General features: G+C 56.7%; 20 protein-coding genes. 12 read left to right on the forward strand and 8 right to left on the reverse strand.

Going from position 1 to position 23,183, the window contains the following annotated elements:
- Positions 1–562 precede the first annotated feature (562 nt).
- Both IC66_RS49205 and IC66_RS0115605 read right to left on the reverse strand, forming a co-directional pair.
- Positions 563–973 carry a DUF7662 domain-containing protein gene (locus IC66_RS49205; RefSeq protein WP_420867667.1) on the reverse strand — a complete coding sequence of 137 codons (411 nt, stop codon included), beginning with the start codon at positions 971–973 and terminating at the stop codon, positions 563–565.
- 115 nt (positions 974–1,088) lie between these two features.
- Complete coding sequence (locus IC66_RS0115605) at positions 1,089–1,421, reverse strand: hypothetical protein (protein ID WP_244429118.1); 333 nt, start codon at positions 1,419–1,421, stop codon at positions 1,089–1,091.
- A gap of 331 nt (positions 1,422–1,752) precedes the next feature.
- Between IC66_RS0115605 and IC66_RS0115610 the strand changes: the two genes are divergently transcribed.
- Positions 1,753–5,325: a GAF domain-containing protein gene (locus tag IC66_RS0115610; protein ID WP_244429119.1), complete on the forward strand. Its 3,573-nt coding sequence runs from the start codon at positions 1,753–1,755 to the stop codon at positions 5,323–5,325.
- A gap of 75 nt (positions 5,326–5,400) precedes the next feature.
- Positions 5,401–6,237, forward strand: a complete 837-nt coding sequence (locus IC66_RS0115615; RefSeq protein WP_038948257.1) for a universal stress protein — start codon at positions 5,401–5,403, stop codon at positions 6,235–6,237.
- A 1,184-nt stretch (positions 6,238–7,421) separates the two neighbouring features.
- Here the strand turns inward: IC66_RS0115615 and IC66_RS0115620 are convergent.
- The 3 genes from IC66_RS0115620 to IC66_RS0115630 all read right to left on the reverse strand — a co-directional run bounded on the left by IC66_RS0115620 (position 7,422) and on the right by IC66_RS0115630 (position 9,946).
- Positions 7,422–8,087, reverse strand: coding sequence for a hypothetical protein (locus IC66_RS0115620; protein ID WP_038948258.1), 666 nt, complete (start codon positions 8,085–8,087; stop codon positions 7,422–7,424).
- Positions 8,074–8,691: a C39 family peptidase gene (locus tag IC66_RS0115625; protein WP_038948259.1), complete on the reverse strand. Its 618-nt coding sequence runs from the start codon at positions 8,689–8,691 to the stop codon at positions 8,074–8,076. The genes IC66_RS0115620 and IC66_RS0115625 overlap by 14 nt, the downstream gene beginning before the upstream one ends.
- A gap of 91 nt (positions 8,692–8,782) precedes the next feature.
- Positions 8,783–9,946: a hypothetical protein gene (locus IC66_RS0115630; protein ID WP_038948260.1), complete on the reverse strand. Its 1,164-nt coding sequence runs from the start codon at positions 9,944–9,946 to the stop codon at positions 8,783–8,785.
- Positions 9,947–10,320: 374 nt separating this feature from the next.
- Here IC66_RS0115630 and IC66_RS0115635 point away from each other — a divergent pair, with 374 nt between their 5' ends.
- Both IC66_RS0115635 and IC66_RS0115640 read left to right on the forward strand, forming a co-directional pair.
- The gene (locus tag IC66_RS0115635) at positions 10,321–11,235 is read left to right on the forward strand and encodes a hypothetical protein (protein WP_038948261.1); all 915 of its coding nucleotides are present in this window, start codon (positions 10,321–10,323) and stop codon (positions 11,233–11,235) included.
- 437 nt (positions 11,236–11,672) lie between these two features.
- Positions 11,673–13,004: a tyrosine-type recombinase/integrase gene (locus IC66_RS0115640; protein WP_014492323.1), complete on the forward strand. Its 1,332-nt coding sequence runs from the start codon at positions 11,673–11,675 to the stop codon at positions 13,002–13,004.
- On the opposite strand, the gene IC66_RS43410 is transcribed toward IC66_RS0115640, so the two are convergent.
- Positions 12,949–13,314: a hypothetical protein gene (locus tag IC66_RS43410; protein WP_014492324.1), complete on the reverse strand. Its 366-nt coding sequence runs from the start codon at positions 13,312–13,314 to the stop codon at positions 12,949–12,951. The genes IC66_RS0115640 and IC66_RS43410 overlap by 56 nt on opposite strands.
- Positions 13,315–13,629: 315 nt before the next feature.
- Between IC66_RS43410 and IC66_RS48275 the strand changes: the two genes are divergently transcribed.
- The 6 genes from IC66_RS48275 to IC66_RS0115660 all read left to right on the forward strand — a co-directional run bounded on the left by IC66_RS48275 (position 13,630) and on the right by IC66_RS0115660 (position 18,147).
- Positions 13,630–14,004 (forward strand): hypothetical protein, encoded by a 375-nt coding sequence (locus tag IC66_RS48275; RefSeq protein ID WP_244429120.1) that lies wholly within the window; start codon positions 13,630–13,632, stop codon positions 14,002–14,004.
- Positions 13,967–14,692: an integrase gene (locus tag IC66_RS48280; RefSeq protein WP_011089949.1), complete on the forward strand. Its 726-nt coding sequence runs from the start codon at positions 13,967–13,969 to the stop codon at positions 14,690–14,692. Before IC66_RS48275 ends, IC66_RS48280 begins: the two co-directional genes overlap by 38 nt.
- Positions 14,693–14,722: 30 nt before the next feature.
- Positions 14,723–14,869 (forward strand): hypothetical protein, encoded by a 147-nt coding sequence (locus tag IC66_RS48285; protein ID WP_018641673.1) that lies wholly within the window; start codon positions 14,723–14,725, stop codon positions 14,867–14,869.
- Between the two features lie 270 nt (positions 14,870–15,139).
- Positions 15,140–16,111 (forward strand): ABC-three component system protein, encoded by a 972-nt coding sequence (locus IC66_RS47130; protein ID WP_038948262.1) that lies wholly within the window; start codon positions 15,140–15,142, stop codon positions 16,109–16,111.
- Between the two features lie 25 nt (positions 16,112–16,136).
- Complete coding sequence (locus IC66_RS0115655) at positions 16,137–16,337, forward strand: ABC-three component system middle component 8 (RefSeq protein ID WP_131234200.1); 201 nt, start codon at positions 16,137–16,139, stop codon at positions 16,335–16,337.
- A gap of 1 nt (position 16,338) precedes the next feature.
- Positions 16,339–18,147: a DUF2326 domain-containing protein gene (locus IC66_RS0115660; RefSeq protein ID WP_018641670.1), complete on the forward strand. Its 1,809-nt coding sequence runs from the start codon at positions 16,339–16,341 to the stop codon at positions 18,145–18,147.
- On the opposite strand, the gene IC66_RS0115665 is transcribed toward IC66_RS0115660, so the two are convergent.
- Both IC66_RS0115665 and IC66_RS0115670 read right to left on the reverse strand, forming a co-directional pair.
- Positions 18,144–19,337, reverse strand: coding sequence for a hypothetical protein (locus tag IC66_RS0115665; protein WP_028159538.1), 1,194 nt, complete (start codon positions 19,335–19,337; stop codon positions 18,144–18,146). The two genes, IC66_RS0115660 and IC66_RS0115665, sit on opposite strands and share 4 nt — an antisense overlap.
- 13 nt (positions 19,338–19,350) lie before the next feature.
- A complete protein-coding gene (locus tag IC66_RS0115670) occupies positions 19,351–20,931 on the reverse strand; it encodes an alpha/beta hydrolase (RefSeq protein ID WP_049826435.1) in 1,581 nt (526 codons plus the stop codon).
- A gap of 564 nt (positions 20,932–21,495) precedes the next feature.
- On the opposite strand from IC66_RS0115670, the gene IC66_RS0115680 reads away from it, so the two are divergent.
- Positions 21,496–22,008, forward strand: a complete 513-nt coding sequence (locus IC66_RS0115680) for a DUF488 domain-containing protein (protein ID WP_018641667.1) — start codon at positions 21,496–21,498, stop codon at positions 22,006–22,008.
- A 16-nt stretch (positions 22,009–22,024) separates the two neighbouring features.
- On the forward strand, positions 22,025–22,753 hold the full coding sequence (locus tag IC66_RS0115685; protein WP_050995703.1) for a hypothetical protein: 729 nt from the start codon (positions 22,025–22,027) through the stop codon (positions 22,751–22,753).
- The last annotated feature ends 430 nt before the right edge of the window (positions 22,754–23,183 follow it).

Consider the following 23,183-nt stretch of genomic DNA (forward strand, 5'->3'; position numbering starts at 1 on the left):
GGCCCCAAACCGAGGTCGCTTGTCATAAATGTGGAAAAAGGCGTCGGCAAGGCCTGTGCGAGCAACGCAAATCGCGCGCTTCTTGCTTTGAATGCGCCGGTCGCAGTCGCGTGAGAGCGGAATTAAATCAGACCTAATCTCCATGGCAAAGTGCATTTAATTTAGCCATTTAAAGCTGGAGTGTCGCGGCAGAGACTCGGCTGCCGTGCCATGATTGCCGCAGCAGGAAGCTTAAAGGTCCTATCAACCGTTTCCAGTAAGCTTTGGGCTTGACCGGCGCATAATGCGAGTTCCCATTTAAATCTCCAGTTCGAGATGAGTCGGGATTTGCCGTGGGTATTTACTTGCTCTCGCTCGCGGCGTGCGTTGTCGGGGTTCTTCTATTCATGGCATTCCATCGATAGGGCCGACAACGGACGCAACAGTTACATTGAATCCTCAACCCAAGCCGAAATTAATAGTTTTGGCCGGTTGTTTTTGACTGTGCACAGTTGCTCGCGTTCAATTCCAAAGGTGGAGGCGAACGTGTTTTTGAACTGGGTCCTCGTTATCCTTATCGGCGTCAGCGTTGCGGTCCTGATAGCCCACGCGATTGACGCGATGCGTTCCTGAGGTGCCCTCTTGGCGATGTCTCTGATGGACCTTGCCGGTACGGGCGGGGCGCTAGCCCGGCGCGGTGGAATTCGTCGAGGTCGATGAACTCCACGGCTCGCTGTCTTAGTGAAACCCTGGCTACAAAGCCGGCATGCAGCCAAGCCATAGATTGCGTGTGACCGGCTTTGCGCAAATTGTTTCCCCACCAGGCATTGAACTTGTACGCTGACGGCGGCAACGGTCTGCCGAGAATTGCTTCAATTTCCGAGAATGTGAGCCGAATCGTTTGCGGCCCTGTGCGCTGTAGCTCTTCCCGTAATGGATCGTAAACGGACATAACATTCGGCTCGTCACGTTGGCCCGTAGGCGTCCCTGCCATGCTCCAGGTATCTGGTGCAGCTGATTGATCGCTCCGCTTCGCCCCAGCATGAGTTGGCTCGCATCACCAGATTCAATTGCTCCTGGATCAGCGACGATAGCGCAGCGAGTATCGATTAGTGCACTTTTTGCTCAAGGTCTCTCAGTAGCGCGTGCAGAAAGTCGCTGGCATGGTCATATTGAGCGTTGCCGTTCGTGATTTGACGGACGCGCGGGCTCACCAAGCGACCAACAGTTTCAGAGCGGAGCAGCTCAGCTCTGTCCGAACACTGCAGCAGTAAAGCATCGGGTAAATCTTCCGCAGATCCGAACAGCTTCAAGCGACAATGTTCGCCCTCGGCCTTACGGTCGTGATGCGCCTTCGCAGCATATAAAGCAAACAGCCCACGGAAAGCATCGCGGGAAACGGCAGGTTTTCCCATCGCAGCGCCCTGAAAAATTAAATCCATAATAAAGGCAAGTCTGAAGCATTGGTGCGGAAAAAGCTAGCGCAAAATTAAATCAACCCGTATCTCCCATTGAGAGATTAGAGGCGGTCCGAAATCAGCCGCCGCAATAGCCGCACTTGGATCCGGCGATCTGCCACCATGTGGACCAAAGCGGCGCGACTTGTGGAGCTCGCTGCTTCGGTAGATCGAGGAGGCGAATTGACGCGTGGTCGATTGAAAATCAACTAGCGATACGTCTGGTCGGAGGCACCTGATGGTGGAATAATTCCGACGCTTTCTTGATTGGATTTTGACGTCGGTCGCGAACCGGCTGGCGACCTGGATTTTCATCATGGCCGCGCTTCCTCAGGGCGTTGTGGCGGAATTGCAGCACGAGAACGCGCGGCTCCTGGCCGAATTGCGCGCTGCACAAGATCGCGAGACCGCCACCGCGGACATCCTCAAAATCATTGCCAGTTCGCCATCGGAGGTGAAGCCGGTATTCGATGCGATCGCGAGGCGCGCCAATGCCCTGCTCGGCGGCTTTTCGACGACCGTATTCCGCTTCATTGACGGCACTGCCCATTTGGCGGCCTTCACGCCGACGAATTCTGCGGCCGATCGAGCTTTGCAGCAGATGTTTCCGCGGCCGATTGCCGATTTCGAGAGTTTTGAAAGTGCGCGGGCCGGTAAGGTGGTGCCGACCCCCGATACCGAAGCGCTGACAAACGACATCAAATTCATCGCGCGCGCCCGCGGCTTTCGCAGCATGTTGTTCGTTCCGCTCGCGACCGGCGGCGTGGTGATCGGCATGATCAGCGTCACGCGGGTCGCGCCGGGTGCCTTCGCTCCGCATCATGTGCAACTTCTGCAGACTTTCGCCGATCAGGCCGTTATCGCCATTGAGAATGCGCGGCTGTTCGATGAGGTGCAGGCGCGCACTGACGACTTGCGGGAATCGCTGCAGCAGCAGACGGCGACTGCCGATGTGTTGAAGGTCATCAGCCGCTCCGCGTTTGATTTGCAAACGGTGCTCGACACGCTCACGGAATCGGCGGCGTGGCTGTGTGGTGCCGACATGGCGGCAATCGTCCGGCAGGACACCGACGGCGCATACTATCATGCAACTCGGTACAATTTCTCGCCCGAGTGGGCCGAGGTCTCGGCGGGCATTCGACTCAATGCTGGACGCGGCAGCGTCGTTGGGCGTGTCCTGCTGTCCGGCAAGGCTGTCCAGATCCAGGATGTCCTGGTCGATCCCGAATACGCTTATCCCGAGCAGCAGAGGGCCGGCGGCTACCGGACCCTCCTGGGCGTACCCTTGCTTCGATCCGGAGAAACGATCGGCGTGCTGTTCCTGGGCCGCAAGGCCGTGAACTCGTTCACGGACAAGCAGATCGACTTGGTCTCAACTTTCGCCGATCAGGCCGTGATCGCGATTGAGAATGTCCGGCTGTTCGATGAGGTCCAGGCGAAGACGCGCGATCTCGCCGAATCGCTCCAGCAGCAAACCGCGACTGCCGATGTGCTGAAAGTGATCAGCCGCTCGACCTTCGATCTGCAGACCGTGCTCAACACGCTGGTCGATTCGGCGGCACGGCTGTGCGAAGCGGAGATGGCATTCATCATGCGCCGCGAAGGCGATGAATATCAGGCCGGAGCAGCGGTGGGGTTTTCCGAGGAATACATCGAGTTTCTGCAGGGTCACCCGATTACGCCCGGCCGGAGCACGGTAACAGGTCGGGCCGTACTTGAGCGCCGCCCAGTGCAGATCCTCGACGTCGCTGCCGATGCCGAATACGGCCTGCACGAGTCCATCACCATGGCTGGTCAGCGCACGGCGCTCGGTGTTCCCCTCATGCGCGAAAATGAGCCGATCGGCGCGCTCGTAATCGCTCGCAAGCGCGTGCAGCCCTTCACGGAAAAACAGATCGAGCTGGTCGCCACATTTGCCGACCAGGCCGTGATCGCCATCGAGAATGTACGGCTGTTCGAACAATTGCAGACCAGAACGCGAGATCTGTCTGAGGCGCTGACGTACCAGACCGGCAGCGCCAATATCTTGCGGGTTATCGCTTCCTCGCCGACCGAGGTCGGTCCGGTGCTCAAGGCGATCGTGGAAAGCGCATGCGGACTTTGGGAGGCATATGATGCACTGGTGGTTCTGAGGGACGGCGACGACATCGTCATCCAGGCCCATCATGGACAAGTTCCCGTGGTGTGGAGCCGGCGGGCGATCAGTGTCAAATCGCCCACCGGCCGGGCGATTATCGACCGTCGCACCGTTCATGTGCACGACCTGCTCGGGCCCGAAGGCGAGGAGTTCCCGACCGGACGCGAATATGCGCTTCGCTCGAACGTTCGGACCGTTCTGAGCGTGCCGCTGTTGCGCGATGACGAGAGCATGGGTGCGATCGTGCTTCGTCGCACGGAGATTCGTCCATTTGGCGAGAAGCAGATCAACCTGCTTCAGACTTTCGCGGATCAAGCTGTCATCGCCATCGGTAACGTGCGTCTGTTCGAACAATTGAATGAATCGTTGGAGCGGCAGACGGCAACGTCGGAGGTGCTGGAAATCATAAGCGCTTCATCGGGCGCATTGACTCCGGTCTTCCACAAGATGCTGGAGAACGCGACGCGAATTTGCGGGGCCGGCTTCGGCACCATGAATCTCTACGAGGATGGCGGCTTTCGCACGGTTGCGTTACACAACGCGCCACAGGCTTATGTTGATACCCGGCTGTACCAGAGCATTCGCCCACATCCGGCGAGCGGGCTAGGCACCGTCGAGAAAACTCATCAGACGGTTCATATCGACGATATCAGGACTCAGCCGCCCTACGTCGAAGGCAACCCGAACGTTCGCGCGCTTGCCGACCTTGCCGGCGCACGGACCCTCGTCATCGTGCCCATGCTGAAGGAAGATGAGCTGATTGGCACCATCACGATCTTTCGCCAGGAAGTTAGATCCTTCACTGACAAGCAGATCGAGCTCGTGTCTAATTTCGCACACCAGGGCGTGATCGCGATCGAGAATGCACGCCTGCTGAACGAGCTGCGCGAGCGCACCATGGAACTGTCCCAATCGCTCGAGGAATTGCGAAATGCGCAGGATCGGTTGATCCAGACCGAGAAGCTTGCCTCGCTCGGGCAACTCACCGCCGGCATTGCGCATGAGATCAAGAATCCGCTCAATTTCGTCAACAATTTTGCTGCGCTTTCCTCCGAACTGATCGAAGAACTCGGCGACGCGCTGCGCTCAGCCGGACTCGGCGAGGCAGCAAGGCTGGACATCGACGTGCTGATACACATGCTACAAGGCAACCTGGAAAAGATCGTGCAGCACGGAACGCGCGCCGATTCCATTGTCAAGAATATGCTTCTGCACTCTCGCGAAGGGTCTGGCGAACGCCGCGCGGCCGATATCAACGCCATCCTCGAGGAAAGCCTCAACCTTGCTTATCACGGAGCGCGCGCCGAGAAAGCAGGCTTCAACATCACGCTCGAAAGGAACCTCGATCCGTCTGCGGGGGCGCTCGATCTGTATCCGCAGGAGATCACGCGGGTGTTCCTCAATCTCGTTTCAAATGGCTTCTACGCGGCGAGCAAACAAAAGGACGCCGCCGGCGACGGCTTCGAGCCAAGGCTGCGCGCGACGACGACAAACCTCGGCGGCGCCGTCGAGATCCGGATTCGCGACAATGGCGCCGGCATCCCGGCCGACGTGAGAGGGAAAATATTCAACCCATTCTTCACAACCAAGCCCGCAGGCGAAGGAACCGGCCTTGGCCTTTCAATCTGCCACGACATCATCGTGAAACAGCACGGCGGCAGCATCGAGGTCGATACCGAGCCCGGCGACTATACGGAGTTCATCATCAGGCTGCCGCGTAGGCTGGCGGCGCACCGGAACGACGCGAAGTGAAATTATCGTAGGCATCAATTCAAGCGAAACTAGGAATCCTGCGTCGAACTTCACTGCAAACACCGGAGGTCGAAAATGAAGACGCTCTTGGTCCCGCTTCAGAATATTCCGATGATGACACCCACGCTCGATGCCGCCGTACGCCTCGCGCATCGTACCGGCGCCTATATCGAAGGCTTTCCGCTCCGGTTCCGCATCCCTCAATATCTGGCCGCGGAGTTGGCCACCGGCATTCTGTTAGATTCGTATGAAGTGAAGAGCGCAGCCGAATTGAACGACATGCGCGTCTTTTTCGAAGCATTCATGCTGAAGCACGATGTTCCTCGATCCGCTGGATTGGGTCGACCATGTTTCGGCTGGCTGGAGACCGCCCCTGAGGGCGAAGATTTTGTCGGAAGCTATGGGCGCGCTTTCGATCTGATCGTGATGGCACGGTCTGACATTGATGCTGCGGGCCCTCACCGTCGCGCGATTGAATCTGCGCTGTTCGAGAGCGGCAGGCCCGTTCTACTTGTGCCGTCGAATGCACCAAGAAGCATCGCAACAAACATCATGATCCATTGGAACGGTAGTACCGAGCAAGCTCGGGCAAACGCATTTGCCATGCCGTTGCTTCGTCTGGCCGAAAAGGTATCTGTCCTAACCGTCGTTGGCGGCCAAGCGGTACCGGGACCGTCTGCCGATCAGATCGTCCAGCAACTGCGGTACAATGACATTGCAGCGCAGGCGAGAACGGTTGAACTGGAGGATCGCGACACCGGAGAGGCAGTCCTCGATGCCGTTAGAGCTGAGGGCTGCGACCTCTTGATCAAGGGAGCCTTCACCCGCGCCCGGTTGCGGCAAATGATATTCGGCGGGGCGACCAGCTATATCATGGAGCATGCGGATCTGCCTGTCCTGATGGCTCATTAGCGCCGCACGATTCTCTTCAGATCATGCAACCCTGCTCCTGTCTTGCCCCGGGTCAAACCAGGATTCGGAAAAGGCGCAGCCCCTTGATCCGACTGAGGCCGGCTACCGTGCATGGGGTTGTTTTCGATGTTCTTGATATGGGCGGTCCCGAACAGCCGTGAGGCCAGGGCGATCGTCCGCAACCGGCAGCGGTCAGGAAAATGAATGGTGGGCGCACAAGGGATCGAACCTTGGACCTCTCCCGTGTGAAGGCCAGACCTGCGATTGATGCAATTTGCAAATTTCGTGACCAACGCGATCTCCCCGTCTTTTCCCCACTCCAGAGGGGATTGGAGCTATGGGCCCGCTAACCCGCACAGCGCCGGCTCATCGGAGATTCTGCGGATTGCCCCTATGGCTGCAGGCAACGCCGCCCGTCCCCGAGAGCTTGCCGGCCGAGGGCCTGGTTAGTTTGTAAGCACGGACGCAGTGGCTGCGGCGATCAATCGCTTTAACGGGCCGGCGAGGCGCTGGGCGCCCCGCGCTGGGCCGATCCCAACCTCAGCAGGGACGCCGTGCCGCACGGCTTCCGGGCGACATTCAAGGACTGGTGCACCGAACAGGCCGGCTCCCCCAACCATCTCCGACATGGCCTAGCCCCACACGATAGCCGACAAGGTCGAGCCGGCCTACCGCCTCGGCAACATGCGGGAGAAGGGCGGGGTCGATGGCGGATGGTCAGACTATTGCGCAAGCCGCCGGCCCCACCAGAGTGGGAATGCATGCCTCTAAGGGCTAATGCACCGCGCCCCGCTCGAAGTCTAGACGTGCCTGAATCGGCGCCGTCGGGATATAGTGGGCGCCGGAACGTTCCCGGGGAGGCTGGAATTGGTAATTCAAGTAAGGGGTTCCCTAAATACCGAAACTCGGCACGGTAAAACAGATCAAGAACTATTTCGATCGATCCGAGCTCGCAGAGGGCTGAATGCAGGAACTGGGAGAGTAAGCATCCCCAAGCTGATCATCGGCGCGGTGGTCCTTCATCCAGCTATAATTGTCATGGTTTGACCTTTGCAAGCCGTCGGACGGGTATTGATGATCGGGCGGTGGTCAGAGAGATTTTACAACAGGATGATTATGATCAAGGTTGAGCGGAAAGACCTGCTGCCTGGCGATACCGTGATCCATGTAGACAGTGATGGTGATCAGTTTGGTAGGTTCGGATCAATTCGTCTCGCAAATGGCTGCAAGCGCCTCAGTACCGTTGATGCGGACTCCCACTTTCCAGGCTCAAGGCCAAATTCAGGACGTGACGTCAAGGACGTCAGGACGAGGCCGTCATTTGCTTGAAGGGCCACAAACGTAGTGCGCAAAGCGGGCACGCGTACCTGCGCAAAATGGTTGGTACCGCCAGGTGCTTGCGCGGTCGAGTTCGCTTTTATATCGCTGCGGGCACGTGCCTCGTTTGGCGTTCCGAACGCTGCAGCGACCCATTCCCCTTTTATCTCTGCGATAGTGACGGAGGATTTGGTCTTTCCATCGACGGTGATCGAATAAACAAACTGGCCCGTCGGACGCAGCAGCTTCATCGGATCGCCGCCGTCCCACTCCCGCAGAGGATCAAGCCCGATCATGTAGTCGGCAACGGGGTCTCCGATCGAAGCGTGGGAGGCGTCACCGGGAGCGTCAAGACCAAGTGTCTTGAACTGCGTCGGAGCGTTCGAGATCGAGCGGAAAGTGTCGAGGGATTGGGCCGCAGCGGACGTGGCCGCGGCAGGCGCTGCAGTTTGCAGTTTGGCGTCCTGTGATATGGCTGGCGCCGCGGCAAGGACGAGGATGCTCGACAGAGCTACCGTGTTAGCGAATGTCATAGAAGTCGTCCCAATGAGTGTGATCACCTGGAAGCTGGTCGTAGACCTCGTAGAGGATTGTCCGAGTCGCTCCGATATTCGGTTCCCATGGATCGTTGACATGGACGTAGTTCTTTCCATCGGGTGTCGTGGTGTAGCCCGTTGCGACCATCATATGGCCACCATTCCCGATCCAGCGCCAACTGAATGCGAAAGGCGTGAAGCTGCAAGGCTCGCCTACCTTCTTGGCGGCAAGCTGACTGCGCAGCTGATTCCAAGTCAACGGAGTGCCGTTTGTACGCTTGAATTGAAATCCGTATCTCTCGAACTCCGGCCAACCGCCCGAAACACATTCGTCGGGTGTCGGGGAATTGCAGCAGTCGCTGCGGTGCAGACGATAGTTCGCCTGAATGCATTGCTCGACCGACTTTCCTAGATACTCCATGACCATCTGACCGCTTGCCGCCCAGCACCACATACCCGTCTTTTGTGGGCGTAAGGTGACCTGAAGTTCCATCGTGCTAGGCGGATCGCAAGACGGCACCGCTGTGGGTGCCGCTTGGGCAAACGCTCCGCTCGAAGCCGCCGCAGCCAATCCAACGATCAACAATGCGCGGACTAGCATCTTCACTCTCCTCAAATGTCGCTCGATCCAAATTCGTAGAAGAAACAATTCGGGTTGGGCTTACGGTTTGAGCTGCTGCCCTGTCTTAACTTCAGAAAGGTAGAAGGCCGGCGGGGCGGTTAGGGCGCACTGGTATCCGCTCTCGCAGCTCGCGTTCATCGTCCGTCTTCCTGCGCTTCCCTTGTTCTACTCCGCCGGGCCCAGGTGCCAAGTTGGCGCCTTGCGTCAAGGTTACCGCAATTGTGCGCTGTGGCTGGCGGCCATATTGGGGTGCAAATTCGTCAGCGTAAGTGATGCAATAGACAACGGGATCAGTGAGACGCAGCTGCTTAAATGTGTTCTCTCTTGTGCGGGCATCCTGGACGCAAAGGTTATAGCGCGCTCGCCAAGGTGCAGGCCGCAAGAATGGCGCGTTTAGGTCTCCATCAAAACGAACAACATTTTTGATTCCCCCCTCTGACGGCGGATCCAAACGGGGAAACACAAGGCTAAGCGTCAGTTTGTGAATGTCCAGTCGCGACGCGCTGATGCCGGCAGTCGCCGCCACAGGCCGGAACTGATTAGGCACTGGGTCCAGTCTTACCGCGGCGCCAGCGCCTCCACCGGCGTCTGTCGTAAAGGTCAGTGTGTCGACAAAGCTGTCCTTAGCACCCCCTTGCTGTTCGATATCGATGAAAGTCTCGACAACGCGTCCCACTCCGATCGCCCCTGTTAACGGATAGATGAAGTTTGCTGGATTTTCTGGCTGTTCAAAAACCCCCAGACACCGTTCGCGATTGGTGAGCAGTTCGTCCCAAGTGTCCTCGGAGGTGAAAACACGGTGACCTTGGCGCGTCAGATCGAGCGACGCGGAAGCCCCGGCGTCCAGCACATTTGACGTCATCCAGGGAAGATTAAATGCTGCACTGGCGCCAGAGATGTTCCGCTCTTTGATATCGAAGTCGAACGCGTAAACCACCGCGACTTTTGCTATCTTTCGGAGCAACACCTTCTGCTTTGGGCTCAAGCTTGTTAGGGGTTTCTTCGACTCTCCGTTCGCTGCGGCAATCTGTGCTGCAATCCGTTCGGGGGTAGCTGGAAGATCGATGAGTTCTTTGGAAAGCATGTAGTTGATGACTGCGGACCTCATCTCGCAACGAGCATAGCGAACGATGTCCTCAGTCTTTGAATAGCCGACGTCGTCGGGTATGGGATAAAATGAACAACCTCCAAGCCCCGCCGTCAAGATACAGACAGCCCAATTCACCGCGCGCATCGTTGCCCCCGTCCAACTTAAAAGACTTCGCAAACTAAAAATTCTTACTGACGAAATTTCTCGAGCCCACCGACAAAGCGAGCAGGTGCCACCCCATACATCCCTAGCGTGTCTAAGTGGTTCTGGCTGGTCAAGTAGAAAATCGTTCGGGAATAACCTTTTCCGTCGGTCCATGTCACTGGCTCAAACTACGAGACGTGAGCGCAGCCCGCGTTGCACCAGGTAACCACCCAGTCAAAGATGCTTGCTTTGAAGCGCTCCGATTTCACGCCCGGTAGAGCGCGGCTCGAACTTTCGGAAATATCCAACCCAATAGCTCTTGATTGGTAGAGCGATGTCACGAGAGCATCGGCTTCCGTAAAACGGTGACACGCATGGGTCTGTCAATTCGCTTTTATCTGTTCGCCGAGGACGGGCTTCTAGCGATCTCGCAGCGCGTCATGATGGGACTGATCCGCGGCCAAGACGCAATGCCGCAGTACGCTGGCACGAAGCAGAAGGTTGCCGACGTCATCCTTGAGAATGAGGGCAAGAAACCGCTCCGGATCGAAACAGTGCAGGGGAGTTTCCTGACGTTCGACGACAAGGGTAAGGTGCACAAGGACCTCGTGGCATCTGGCTTTGCGGCGCTCGAAACCGGCATGGCGCTCGAGGAAGCCTTAAAGCAACCGCAGACCAAGATCTGGACCTCACGCCAAAGCTCAATCGCGAGAAGTGGGAGAGAGAACCGATGGACACTCTCCAAGGACGACCTGGACGCCATTGCGGACGATATCTGGAGACGCAAGGAAGCGAGTCAGCCGCGCATCGAGCGCGCCCAGGGGATCGCTCCTAAGCCTCCTAAGGTCACCTACGAGGCCAAGGAGGCGATCCGAGAGATCAGGACGAGCCTGATTAGCATCGACAACAAGCTTCAATGGCTAAGCGAGCCTGCTCTGAAAGGCGCCGCGTTCGAGGCTCGCGAGAACGCCAAGATCGAAGCGGATGGGCCGCTGTGGCTCGGGATTGCCGCGGCGGCTGATCGCTATCACGAGATCCAGGTTCGCCGACGCACAGGACGGGGTATCTGGTACGCGCTTGTGGAGATACTGCGATGGGATGCGGTTCAACGAACTGGAGAAGTGATCGCAAGCGTCGGTGAGCGCTGCGATTCCAAAGCGAAAGCAGAGGAGGCGGCTCGGAGACTTATGACCGAGAATGCCAACTGCTTTACCGCGGAGACGTCGGTCCATACCGAGGTGCTATGTGAACTGGAGTGGGATGAAGAGGCGGGAGCTAAGCTTCTATGAGCCAGAACGCTGCAAGAACAAATTCCCCCGCCTTTCCCCGACTGTTGCTGCTTAGTTCTGCTCTTTCGTGCCTGCAACAGCCGAATATGCCCGCGGCCGAAATTACAAAAAAAGGCTGGAATAACAGAGGTTTTGGTGGTGGGCGCACAAGGGATCGAACCTTGGACCTCTCCCGTGTGAACCACAATCCGTAGACCCGAGCTAACCAAATCCGGCCATAGTTGAGGTGTAAAAACTCCTTAAATTAATGAGAGTTATGGCCTACTGCGGCTATAAGAGCCCATACCTGACCTTACTACATTTTGTATGCCCCCGTTGTGCCCGCCGCGGATATTCCCTTGGGGCACACAAACGGGGGAGGTCTGAGACCCGGTTCTGTTCGAGGCTCACCGCCCTTCTTGCGGGGCACACTGGGGCACAGAGAGAGGGAAGGAATCATGACGGAGCCGGCCAACCAGCTGACACTCACCGATGCGGTGATCCGCAACGCAACGCTGCCGCCGGGTAAGGCGCAGCATTATCTCCACGACGACAAGCTGCCCGGCCTCGCCTTGCGCATGCGCGCCACCGGCGGCCGGACCTGGGTCTACCTCTTCACCAAGCCGGGGGTGAGGGGGACCCAGCGCAAGACCCTCGGCGCGTGGCCCAAATATAATGAGAAGGCCGCCCGCAAGGCCGCCACCATCGCCGCAGGCGAAGTCGTCAAGGGCTTGGACCCGAACGACGCGAAGCGCGAGGCGAGGCGGCAACAGGCAGCCGAGAAGCAGCGCACCACGCTCGCGACCCTCATTGTTGAAGATGGTCCTTACCAGACGTCTATGACCGAACGTCAAGTCGTCAACTGGAAGCCAGCAATGTCGGCGCTGCGGCGCGGGCTCAAGGATCACGCCGAGAGCGGCGTGGGGGACCTGACGCGACGGCAGATCATGGCTGCGGTCGATAAGATTGCCAAGACCGGCAAGCGTGGTGCAGCCAAGGACTTGCGCAAGCACGTGCATACTTTGCTCGAATGGTGCGTCGGTGAGGGCTATGTCGAGCACAACGTGCTCGCCGGCTATCGCGCGCCCAAGGAAACCCGCGCGCAAAGGGTCGGACGCCGAACGAAGGGCCGCGCGCTGACCGATGAGGAAATCATCAAAGTCTGGGATGCATCCGGCAAGCTCGGGGCTTTTGGTCTCCTGGCTCGCATGTGCCTGCTCGGTGGCCCGCGCCGCAGCGAGCCTACCATGATCGAGTGGCGAAAGCACATCATGGATGACCGTATCACCTTCGATGCGGCGTGGACCAAGATGGGCCTGCACCACGACGTGCCGCGCACCCACCTCGCAAACGAGGTGCTCGCGGCCGCCAAACACTTCCAGCGCGCAACGTCCGACTATGTCTTCCCGTCACCAAAGACCGGCGGCCAGATGTCCGGGTTCACCAAGATGGTCAACCGCCTGGTCAAGGAAGCGGGTGTTGCCAAGTTTACCATGCATGACCTAAGGCGCAGCTTACGAACCGTCATGTCTCGCTGCGGCTACGACAACGAAATCCAGCGGCTGTGTGTCGGGCAAAGGCCAAGCGGAATCGATCAGGTCTACAATCACGACGAACAGTGGATCATCCGCAAAATGGCGTTCGAAGCGGCTCACGACTACATTGCGGAGTTGGTCGGCGCGAAACGGGTCGGCAAAATCGTGCGCCTGCAGCGGACGAATCCGCTTGACCCGATCAAGGCCGAGCTCCTCGGCCGTCTCCGTGAGCATTATGCGGCTGAGGCATCTTAGTGGTCTTATCGCACTTGGCCAGATAGTCGCGTACCGCATCGACACGATAGAGGGGGCGGCCATCGACGTAGCGCCATTTCAGCGGGTGGCTCGGATTGCGCCGCCACTGCTCCAACGCGCCGGGCGTACGCCGGATGACCGCGGCCGCCTCAAATGCCGTCAAATTAGAGCTGCCCGGCAGCGTATCGATATCGAACGTCGCGGGCGGCGGCATGCCACGGTTCTTGCGACGGCGATTCGCCCGCGGTATTTTGCTGGAACCTGCCGACCCAAATGCCTCGATCCCAATCTTTTCGTCTTTGCCGCGCATGCCTCCGCCCCGAACCATGATCGGTCTGGGCAATAAGATCGTAGGCTGCTCCGGCAAGAAAGAAACCAAGTGCGCAGGTATGGTTGCTGGGTAGCTGTGGCGTACAAATAGGACGAACCGGTTCCAGCCCGGCAGACCTTCGGCCTCATAACCTGAAGGTCATAGGTTCAAATCTATCCCCGCAACCAAATTTCTGATGTAATACAACGGGTTGGGCGAAAGCCTAACCCTTTAATTTTTCGTAAATGGCCTAGCACGCGCCTAGCACAAAATTCGACTTTTTGGTTGCCTGCGCTAAAATGCACGTGGAGGTGCATGATGGCCAGGCACGAGCTTCTAGGTGGTCTGATTCAGGTATACCGGCGAAACGGCCGGTATTGGCACTGTTCGGCCTCCATCGACGGCCGCCAACACCGCAGCACGACCGGAGAGGAAGATCTCTCCCTCGCCAAGCAGTTTGCGGAGGACTCGTTTATCGGTCTTCGTGGGAAGGCGCGGGCGGGGCTGTTGGTGAATGAGAAGACCTTTCGCCAAGCCGCTGACCAATTCCTGAAAGAGTATGAGGTGATCACCGAGGGCCAGCGCAGCGAGCGCTGGGTCCAGGGTTACGAGATCAGGCTTCGCCTGCACCTGTTGCCGTTCTTCAGGCAAGGTGCAGGAATATCGCCTGCACCGGATCGCAACGTCTAAGACCGGCAAGGCGCCCGCGCGCAGCACTATCCACGACGAGGTCGTGACGTTGCGGCAGGTGTTGAAGACTGCCATTCGCCATGAATGGCTCGCGCACCTGCCGGACTTCTCTCCTCCTTATAAGACTTCGGGGAAGGTGGTGCATCGGCCGTGGTTCAGCCCCGAGGAATACAAGCAGCTCTACGAAACCACGCGGGCGCACGCGAAGGCCAGCCAGATCCACCACCGTTGGAGTGCCGAGCAATTGCATGATTACGTCCTGTTCTTGGCCAACACCGGCTTGCGGCCGGATGAGGCCAAGAACCTCCAGCATCGCGACGTGACCATTGTTGAGGACGAACGTAGCGGCGAGCGCATCCTGGAAATCGAGGTGCGCGGCAAGCGGGGCGTCGGCTACTGCAAGAGCATGCCGAGCGCGGTGCGACCCTATGAGCGGCTGCTAGGCCGCGCGAAATACGTGAAGCAGGGCAGAGCGCGGGTGCGGGCGAAGCTGCCGCCCTCTAACGAGCCGCCGCAGTTGCCCAAGCCGACCGACCACGTGTTTCCGGGCAATCACATCAAGATGTTCAATGCCCTGCTTGATAGGAGCGAGTTGAAGCTGGATCGGGATGGCAATCGGCGGACCGCATACAGCCTGCGGCATACCTACATCTGCATGCGCCTGATGGAAGGGGCGGACAGCTACTAGATAGCGAAGAACTGCCGAACCTCAGTGGAGATGATCGAGAAGTTCTATGCGGCGCACATCAAGAACAGGCTCGATGCTTCCGCCATCAATGTGCGTCAGGCCAAGCCCGCTCCTCGCAGGCAGTTGAGTGAGGTCTACCAAGCGCCGGTTGATCCTGAGGCGCAGGATTTTGTCTGAACCTAAATCAACATAAAGAAGCGCCGAAACCGCTGGTGGAGGCTCTAAATTCTTACTGGGCCGAAGGGCCCGATCTTTCTTACGAACCCGTTTAGCGGTTCGCCTTTGGCGCGCAGGCGCTCTCCCCTTGATCTTGAAGGCGATATTACGTCAGTATTGCAACCACTGCGTTATCCACATTGATTCCCTACTGGTACGCGTGGGCAGCACTGGAGCCCAAATTCGCGTCACGTTGCTGGTCACTCAATTCTATTTGGAACAAGGTTATATATGCGCCGCGATTACCGCCTTTACGAACTTAGCGAGAGCGAATTTGAAGAGCTTGTCGTCAAGATCTGCGTGAAGTGGCTCGGGGAAGGCGTCACACCGTTCGAGCCAGGCCGCGACGGAGGTCGTGACGGAAAATTCAATGGCAAGGCTGAGTGCTTTCCCAGTACCACGCAGCCTTTGGAGGGGGATGTCGTACTCCAGGCGAAGCACGTCGCCGTATTCGACAAGTCGTGCTCGGATAAGGACTTTGAGCGGCTCCTGAAAAAGGAGCATGCCAAAATCAAACGGCTGGGGAAGAAAGGATTGTGTGACCACTACATGGTCTTCACCAACCGCCGCTATACCGGCGGCGCCGACGAGAAGCTGATAGCTGGTCTTATGGCGCTTGGCGTGAAGAGTGCTCATATCATCGGGATCGAACGCTTGAATACTGCGCTGGATGATATGCAGCAACTCCGAGAGTGGCTGCCGAACAGGAAGGACACAATCCCATTCCGGTTTGAGCCTGACGACCTCATTGAGGTTATCGGTGCCGTTCACGACTATGCTGATGGCTCGGTGATGAGCGCCTTCAACAGCGCGCGCGACTTTGAGAAGCTCAAGCTGCGAGAAGAGAAAAACAAGATCAACGGACTTTCAGATGACTACTATAACCAGGTCATCGTGAATAACTCATTCCCGCACTTTTCGCGGATAGACCATTTCTTGAGCAATCCACGGAATACGGAGATTGCCGCTCTCTATCACGATAGCGCTGACGAGCTGAAGCAAAAGATTTTGGCCGCGCGCCCGCAGTTTGAAACCTTTGATAGCGTCTTTGCTTTTCTAATTGAGGAGATTCAAAAGAAACGTGTCGCTTTGAAGGGCAAGCGGCGTATGATCAGCGTGATGCTTCACTACATGTATGCCAACTGCGACATCGGATCGAAAAAACTTCCAACAACACCGATGACCGACAATGCTCACGCCTAGAAAACACCTCAACTTGGATGTCTCCGTGCTGCGAATCGCGGCCATCATGCTCCGTGAGCTTAAGAAGCGCGGCGTGATGGAGTTCGAGCGTCTGCGGGGCATTGTCATCAGGCGCGTCGGCGGGGATGGAGAAATCACATTTTTGCCTGCACTAAGCTTCCTATACCTGATGGGCAAGATTGAATATCACGCAAAAAACGACGTCATAGAGTACAGGGCGAACTGACATGCAGATCAGTCGCATTTACTCCAATAAGGATGACCTCTTTCATCCGATAGATTTCAATTTCGGCAAGCATGCTGATCGTCTCAATGTCATTTTTGGCGATGTTAAGAAGCCTAAGGACAAGAAGCGCGACTCCCACAACCTCGGCAAGACCACCCTTCTTCATCTTATCGAATTTCTAATGCTCAAGGGCACCGCTCCGGAGCAGTTTCTGGTCAAGCATCAAGACCGCTTTGCTGGCTATCAGTTTTTTATCGAGGTAGCCCTAAACTCAGGTGAGTTTGCTACCATTCGACGGGGTGCGGACAACCCCAACAAAGTTGCTCTGACAAAGCACGCCGAGAGCGGCAGGCGGTTGGTTGACCTGCCTGACGACCAATGGGATCACGCCGAGCTGAGTCGCGAGGAGGCCGTCAAGCTGCTGGACGGCTGGCTCGACTTGAAGGTCCTAAAGCCATACGACTACCGAATGGCCATCACGTATTTCTTGAGGGCCCAAGGTGATTTCAGCGATGAGCTTCAGTTACAGAAGTTCCAAATGGGTAAGGACGCACACTGGAAGCCGTTCGTTGCTCACCTCTTCGGCTTTAGTGAATCGCCGGTGCAGCGCAAGTACGAGCTTGACGACTCCATCGGCGCGCTGAAGCAGCGCCAGGCTGAACAGGCGGCAGAAGTCCAGTACCGGGAAGAGGACCTTCCAAAGCTCCAGGCGCAAATCTCTGTCTTGCGGCAGCAGGTGGAAGAACTTGAGGCTCAGCTTGACGCCTTTGAGTTCGACGCTGAAGAGCGCCGTATCATGAAAAACCTCGTCGATGAGGTTGAGGGTGAAATCTCAGATATCAACGAGCGCCTCTACAACATCAACTACGATGTTAGGCAGATTGATGTGGCGATGGAGCATAAGGACCGGTTCGATCTGGACGAGGTCGCAACCATATTCTCCGAATCCAATATTTTGTTCGCCGGTCAGGTGAAGAAGCAATACGAAGACCTGGTGGACTTCAATAAGAAGGTCACTCGCGAACGAAACGCCGCCTTGAGAACCCGCAGGACAACGCTCGACAAGGAGCGGGTGGAGCTAGAGTCTCGCAAGACCAGCTTGGATCAACGGCGCGAGCAGCAACTTCGAGTTCTGCGCAGCACAGACACGTTTGATAAGTTCAAAACCTTGCAGCGCGAACTCTCCGAGCAGAAAGCGCAACTTGTCTATCTCGATGAGCAACGCAAGAAGCTTGAAGTGGTGGCGGCCACCGCGCTGCAGGTGCGTGAGAGCGAGCGGGAGCGGGGCAGAGTAGTCGATGAAATCAAGGCGATGGTTGCTAGGCCGACGCCGATCTATGAAAACTTCAGCCGCGTCTTCAACGCTTACTGTCAGCGAGTGCTTAGTCACGAGGGCATTTTCTACTTCCATGTAAACTCAAACGGTAATTTCGATTACACCATCGGTCTCGGGACCCCAGGGCAAACCGGGAAGACGTCCAGCCAGGGAGAGGGGACCAGCTACAAAAAGCTGGTTTGCGCACTTTTCGACTTGGCGCTGCTAAAGGTTTATGAGGACGTTGGTTTCTTCCACTTCGTGTACCATGACGGTATCTTTGAAGCTCTTGATGATCGAAAAAAACTCGCACTGTTGGAGGTCGTACGCGAGCAAACTAGTACGATGAAGATCCAGTATATAATGACGCTGATCGCTTCGGACCTCCCGCGTATTGATGAGAAATCCCCACCGACGTTCGCAGAGGACGAGGTCGTGCTCCGCTTACACGACGATGGGGCCGATGGGCGCTTGTTCAAGATGGCCGAGTTCTAGTAATCTCCCGCTATAGAGCTAAGCTCCGTGTCCGGTGGATATTGGTACCAGTAGGGTATGGGAGCTGATCGACCATCCCCCATCTCTTGTTCAAGACTTTCTTTAGTTAGCGGAACAAGTCTTTCACTCACATGGAGATCATAGTTTCCGCTCCATATGGTGCATGGAATGGCGCCCCTTATATCTCCCGCGTCGAAGACAAACTGCGAAGCCATTTCTCCTTCTCCGATATAAACCATGCGCATCAACATTGGAGCCCGGAATTCAATCCTGGCCTGCTGAAGCTCAGGACTCTCCTCTGGTAACAAGGAGGCTTCCAGCTTCGTCAGGGGATCTCTGTCATCAGCGCGAAGCGGCCTGTCATCTTGAAGGCCGAAGTCTGGTGTTGACGGCTTCTCTGGCTCCTTGACCCCGACAGTCAGATCGTCGATCGGTCTGCCTTTCTTGAACACAAGATAATTTCTGCAGGCTTGAAGAAAGCCGGATCGCCGCGGCCAGGGAACGCGAATCTTTTCGAGATCGACGTTCCATTTGATTGCGTCCGCAACGGTATCGATTGATAGGAACTCATGGGGCTCTTTCAGGAGGATCTCAACGGCAAGGTGAGGCGGAAGCCGAGGACCAAGAACACGCAGCATTTCTCGAACTGCTTTTCTGCCTTCGGCAAACGTTCCCGGTCGCCGCCGTTGGGGATGCGGAGAATGAAAAAAGACAAATCCTCCAGGCTGCAGAATTCGGTGGTTGGTCACGTCCGAATATGGAACGCGGCTCTCGCCTGCCAGGAAGATAAACGCGCATGCGGACACACAGGAGCTTCCCTTCTTGACCACCGTCGCTATCCCATCCTCTCTAACAGCCGCGGCGATCTTTAAGGCCGCAGAGAGTTCGCCTCCGTTCTTGCTGTCCAATTCGAGCCGAATCTGCAAATAGCTGGGACCTGATATCTCGTAAATAAGATCCGGATTGTCTTTCTCGAACAGGGCTTTTTTTGCCGCTGCCAGTTTTTTCAGGAAGATGTCTCCATCTTCCGTCTCGATAAAGCCGGTCAAAGAGATGGTGATCGCGCCCACTGCGTCGGGCGCTCGATCCGGAAATGTGACGTCTATTGTCGCGGCTCTGACCACCGCGGACGTGATCAGCAGACTACCAACAACGAAGCCACGAAGCAGATTCCACGAGAATATGCGCATGGCCGCTTTCCCACTACGGAGCGAACTCCCAGTATTTGGGCGGCGGCGGGTTGGCCGGTACCGGTATGATCTGCCGAAGCCGCTTGTTTGGTGGCCGTACACCATCGAGCAGCAATCCCATGTCATCGATCAATGACCTGTTGGTGGCGAACGTGTCATGGTTCAGTCCAAACAACTCGTCGCCCATTCTGGTGACGTCGATTGAATCAATTCCCGGCAACGTTAGCGGCTTACCATACACATATCCCGCTCGCGGCACGTTTCTTGCCGCCTTCATAGATGCCAGAAGTGTCTTGTCTGAAGCCGATGCATACAACGTCACACCAGTGAGCAGCCCCTGAACGCCTGGAACGAACCGCATAAACTGGTCCTTATCGACGTCCGGCGCGGCCAGAATCCATTCACCGAACTTCTTACTGTCCTGAGAGGACGCTTGGCCTCGAAGCGCATTCAGCACAAGATAGTTGCCCATACTGTGGGCCACAATATTTACCCGCCTTATCCCAAGCTCATCACGAAGCAATCGGAGAAGCTCTAGAAAGCTATCGCTGTCAGTCAGGGCGCTATCTCGATCGTAGAGATAAGACCGCGCCAAATCGAGCGGGTTTCTCGCGTTACCCCAAGAAGGCCACGAGTATAAAACAGGCAAGCCCTTGTACTGGAGATCCCAGAAGACCTGAGCGGCTCTATATACGGCATCGTCAAAAGTGTTGTTGAAGCCGTGTACAAACACGAGCGCTTCGGTAGTGCGCGCCGCCTTAGCCGTATCAGACCACGTAGGCTTTCCGATAACGCCTTGCCTAGAAATTACAAAGTGCTTTCCAGGATCGAGTTTCTCTTCATAAGTTCCGATGAGTGCCTCGCGGATTTTCGGGACCCGTACGTTCCCCATCTTGTGGTCGTCCGGAATCCTAACACGAAGACCGCCGAATGTGATGGTTGTGCCTCGCTTTTCGCTAAACGACTTCTGCTCACGTGCTCTCGTCGTCGCAAACAAAAAGTCGATCGTGCGCGGATCAGGATCTGGGCCTGTCGCTAACGCGGCACCTGCACTAACCATTGGCTCTTCCCGCAGATTACTCCCAAATGCGAGATTTGGTCGGTTACTTTCGAAGATTCGAAAGTCGATTCGGAAAGCGAAGGCGTCTATCAGGCCGACCTCCGTATTGTAGCCGATGAGATAATAGCTCCGTTGGCCTCCAGCGGCGACAACTGCGCCCGGATCACCGCGCAGCAGGTCATGAGTCAGCTCTACTTCAAAAAAGTACCTTGGTTTCACGTACCCGCTGGCAATGACTGAGGCTTTTCGGGGCAAGGACAAGTCTTGGACTTGTTCGGAAAGCTTGTCGCCATTCACCGACAGATGCTCGAATATCTTTGACTCAAGAACCGGCCTGAAAGCAGTTAAGTCATTGGATCCAAAGGCCAAGAAGATATCCGTTGCAACCTGCACAGGATCTGCTGCACCCAAGTCGGGACTTTGACTTCCTTGGGTCGCAAGGGCCAGAGGCGCGGGCGCCTGCGGCCATGCCGGTGAACACACGAGGTAAAAAAAACTCAATACGGCTAAAACCGGAATACGGCACTTGATCATGATGGCCTCGAAGCGATTTTTGAGAGACCCGGAATTCCCGGACGATCAATGCGAGTGAGGCCAATTTTGCTCTATGGGAGACCGGTTGTATATCTCTCTATAAACAATCTTTTTCCTGGCTATATCTCTCCCAAGCGTTTTCTGCGATTGCGAGATGTTCCTTGCGGACGGCACTCGGCCCCGCATCCCGCCTTCGGCGCCGCTATACTGTTGCTCCTCTCCAGCAGCTCGAGGGTGAGCACGTCCGCCCCGGTACTCCCCACGTCATTGTAGCCACCTGCCCCATACCAGGGAGCGAACAGCCACCGACCGCGGAAACCGTCCAGGGTTGGTTGAGGGACGGCCTCGCGCATGTCGCATTTAGAGGGCACGCGGTGCTCTACGATGGCGGGAGGCGCCACCCTCTCACTGTCGAAGAATGGCAGGAGCAGCACTGCCGAGCCGCCGAAGGGCCGTCCCTGCATTGATGTCGACCAGCATGGCATCTATGGGCATGCGGCAATCATCCTCACGGGTTGTCAACCTTTGGCGAACATGGTGGAAGCACTGTAGGAGAGCACGCACATGACGACACTTTTCACCGTTGGATACGAAGGTTGCAAGCCATCCGACCTGTTCGCGAGCCTTCAGAAAAATGGCGTCAAGCTGCTGATCGACGTCCGAGACGTGCCGATTTCGCGCAAACCGGGCTTCTCGAAAACTGCCCTTGCGCAGGGATTGGATAAAGCCGGTATCCAATATCTGCACCTTAAGGGGCTTGGCGATCCGAAGCCCGGGCGGACGGCCGCCCGGGAGGGCCGGTTTTCTGATTTCCGCCGAATATTCGCGGCACACATGATGACTACTGCGGCGCAGCAAGCTTTAACTGATGCTCTCTCGGCCGCCTCGAAATCCGTTGCATGTTTGCTTTGCTTTGAACAGGATCACACCAATTGCCACCGCTGCATCGTCGCTGATTCGATGGTGAGGCGCGGTAAGTTTAAGCTTGTTCATTTGAGCGCAGCACCGTTAGCCGGTCACAAAGTGCCGAGGGGCCGAATTTCCTCCGATGACAGGACACCCGCCCACATGGGGTAGCACCGAGGCAATAGTGATGGTGAAGGCGGCGCCGCAGGTCGGCCGACGTCATGGTGAAACGGTCTGCTGTGCTGGGATCGATCTATACGGCAATTGGCTCAGATTGTATCCGGTGTCCTTTCGAACGCTCGAGCAGTCGAAAAAATTTGGCCGCTGGGATCGAATAAGGTTCAACTGGCGACTGCCTAACGATGATAGGCGGGTCGAGAGCCGCCGAGTGGATCAGCGGTCAATCGAGATTGTCGGCAAGCTGAAGAAATCGGAGCGAGCGGCGTTTCTTGCAAAGGCCGTCGTGACAAGCTTGGCGCGGGAACGCGAGGCCGGCAGAAGCTTTGCGCTTCTCAGGCCCGAGATCATTGCATTCAAGATCGAAAAAAAGGATGCAGCAGAAGTCAAAGTGGAAAAAGAGCTATTCGATTCAATCCGCGCGCAAGATGACCTTTTCGCGAAGCAAGTGACCAACAACTACAATCCCTGTCCGTATAATTTCAAATATCGCTACCGAACTGACGACGGTATTCGCGAAGGTACGTGTCAGGATTGGGAAATCGAGGCCACGTATCATAATTGGTCGCGCGACTATGGTGATCAGCGAGCGCTTTCCGACATGGAGCGAGTGTTCGGGAAAGAGTATCCGGAGAAAGGAATGCTCTTGGCGATGGGTACCCACTCACTCCATCAAGACACATGGCTCATCAACGGAGTGGTGCGCCAAGACGATATTGACCAAGGTTCAATGTTTTAACTCACTCTTGGATTCGACATCGGCCTGACCTCATGGTTGTATGGCCAATGGCACCTTCGGCACACGCACGCCACGCTACTGAGGGGGCAACCCTTCTAGCGTTTATTGCATTCCGCGTAGTAGCCACCGTTGTCTTGGATCCACAGCATGCCTCCATTCGAACCGGTAGCCTTGTTGGCCACATACTGATCGCGACAAGTCAGCATTCGAGCTTGTCCGGGTTCCTCCGACGAGTAGCTGGGCGAAACGTCCTTTGGGAAGACGACCGGTGAGCGGAACGTTTGTGGGCTGACCGGGGGTGCGGCCGGCGGCTTGCTCTCGACAGGGGTTACCGGTTGACCCCATGCCGAAAAGGCGGATGCAAAGACGTCCGCGCCTGACGGTCCCTTCTCGATTGACCTTGCCCCACGGGCTTAATCCAGTTTGAAGT

Origin of the sequence: Bradyrhizobium genomosp. III (genome assembly GCF_000261705.1) — a bacterium.
Lineage (GTDB): Bacteria > Pseudomonadota > Alphaproteobacteria > Rhizobiales > Xanthobacteraceae > Bradyrhizobium > Bradyrhizobium ottawaense.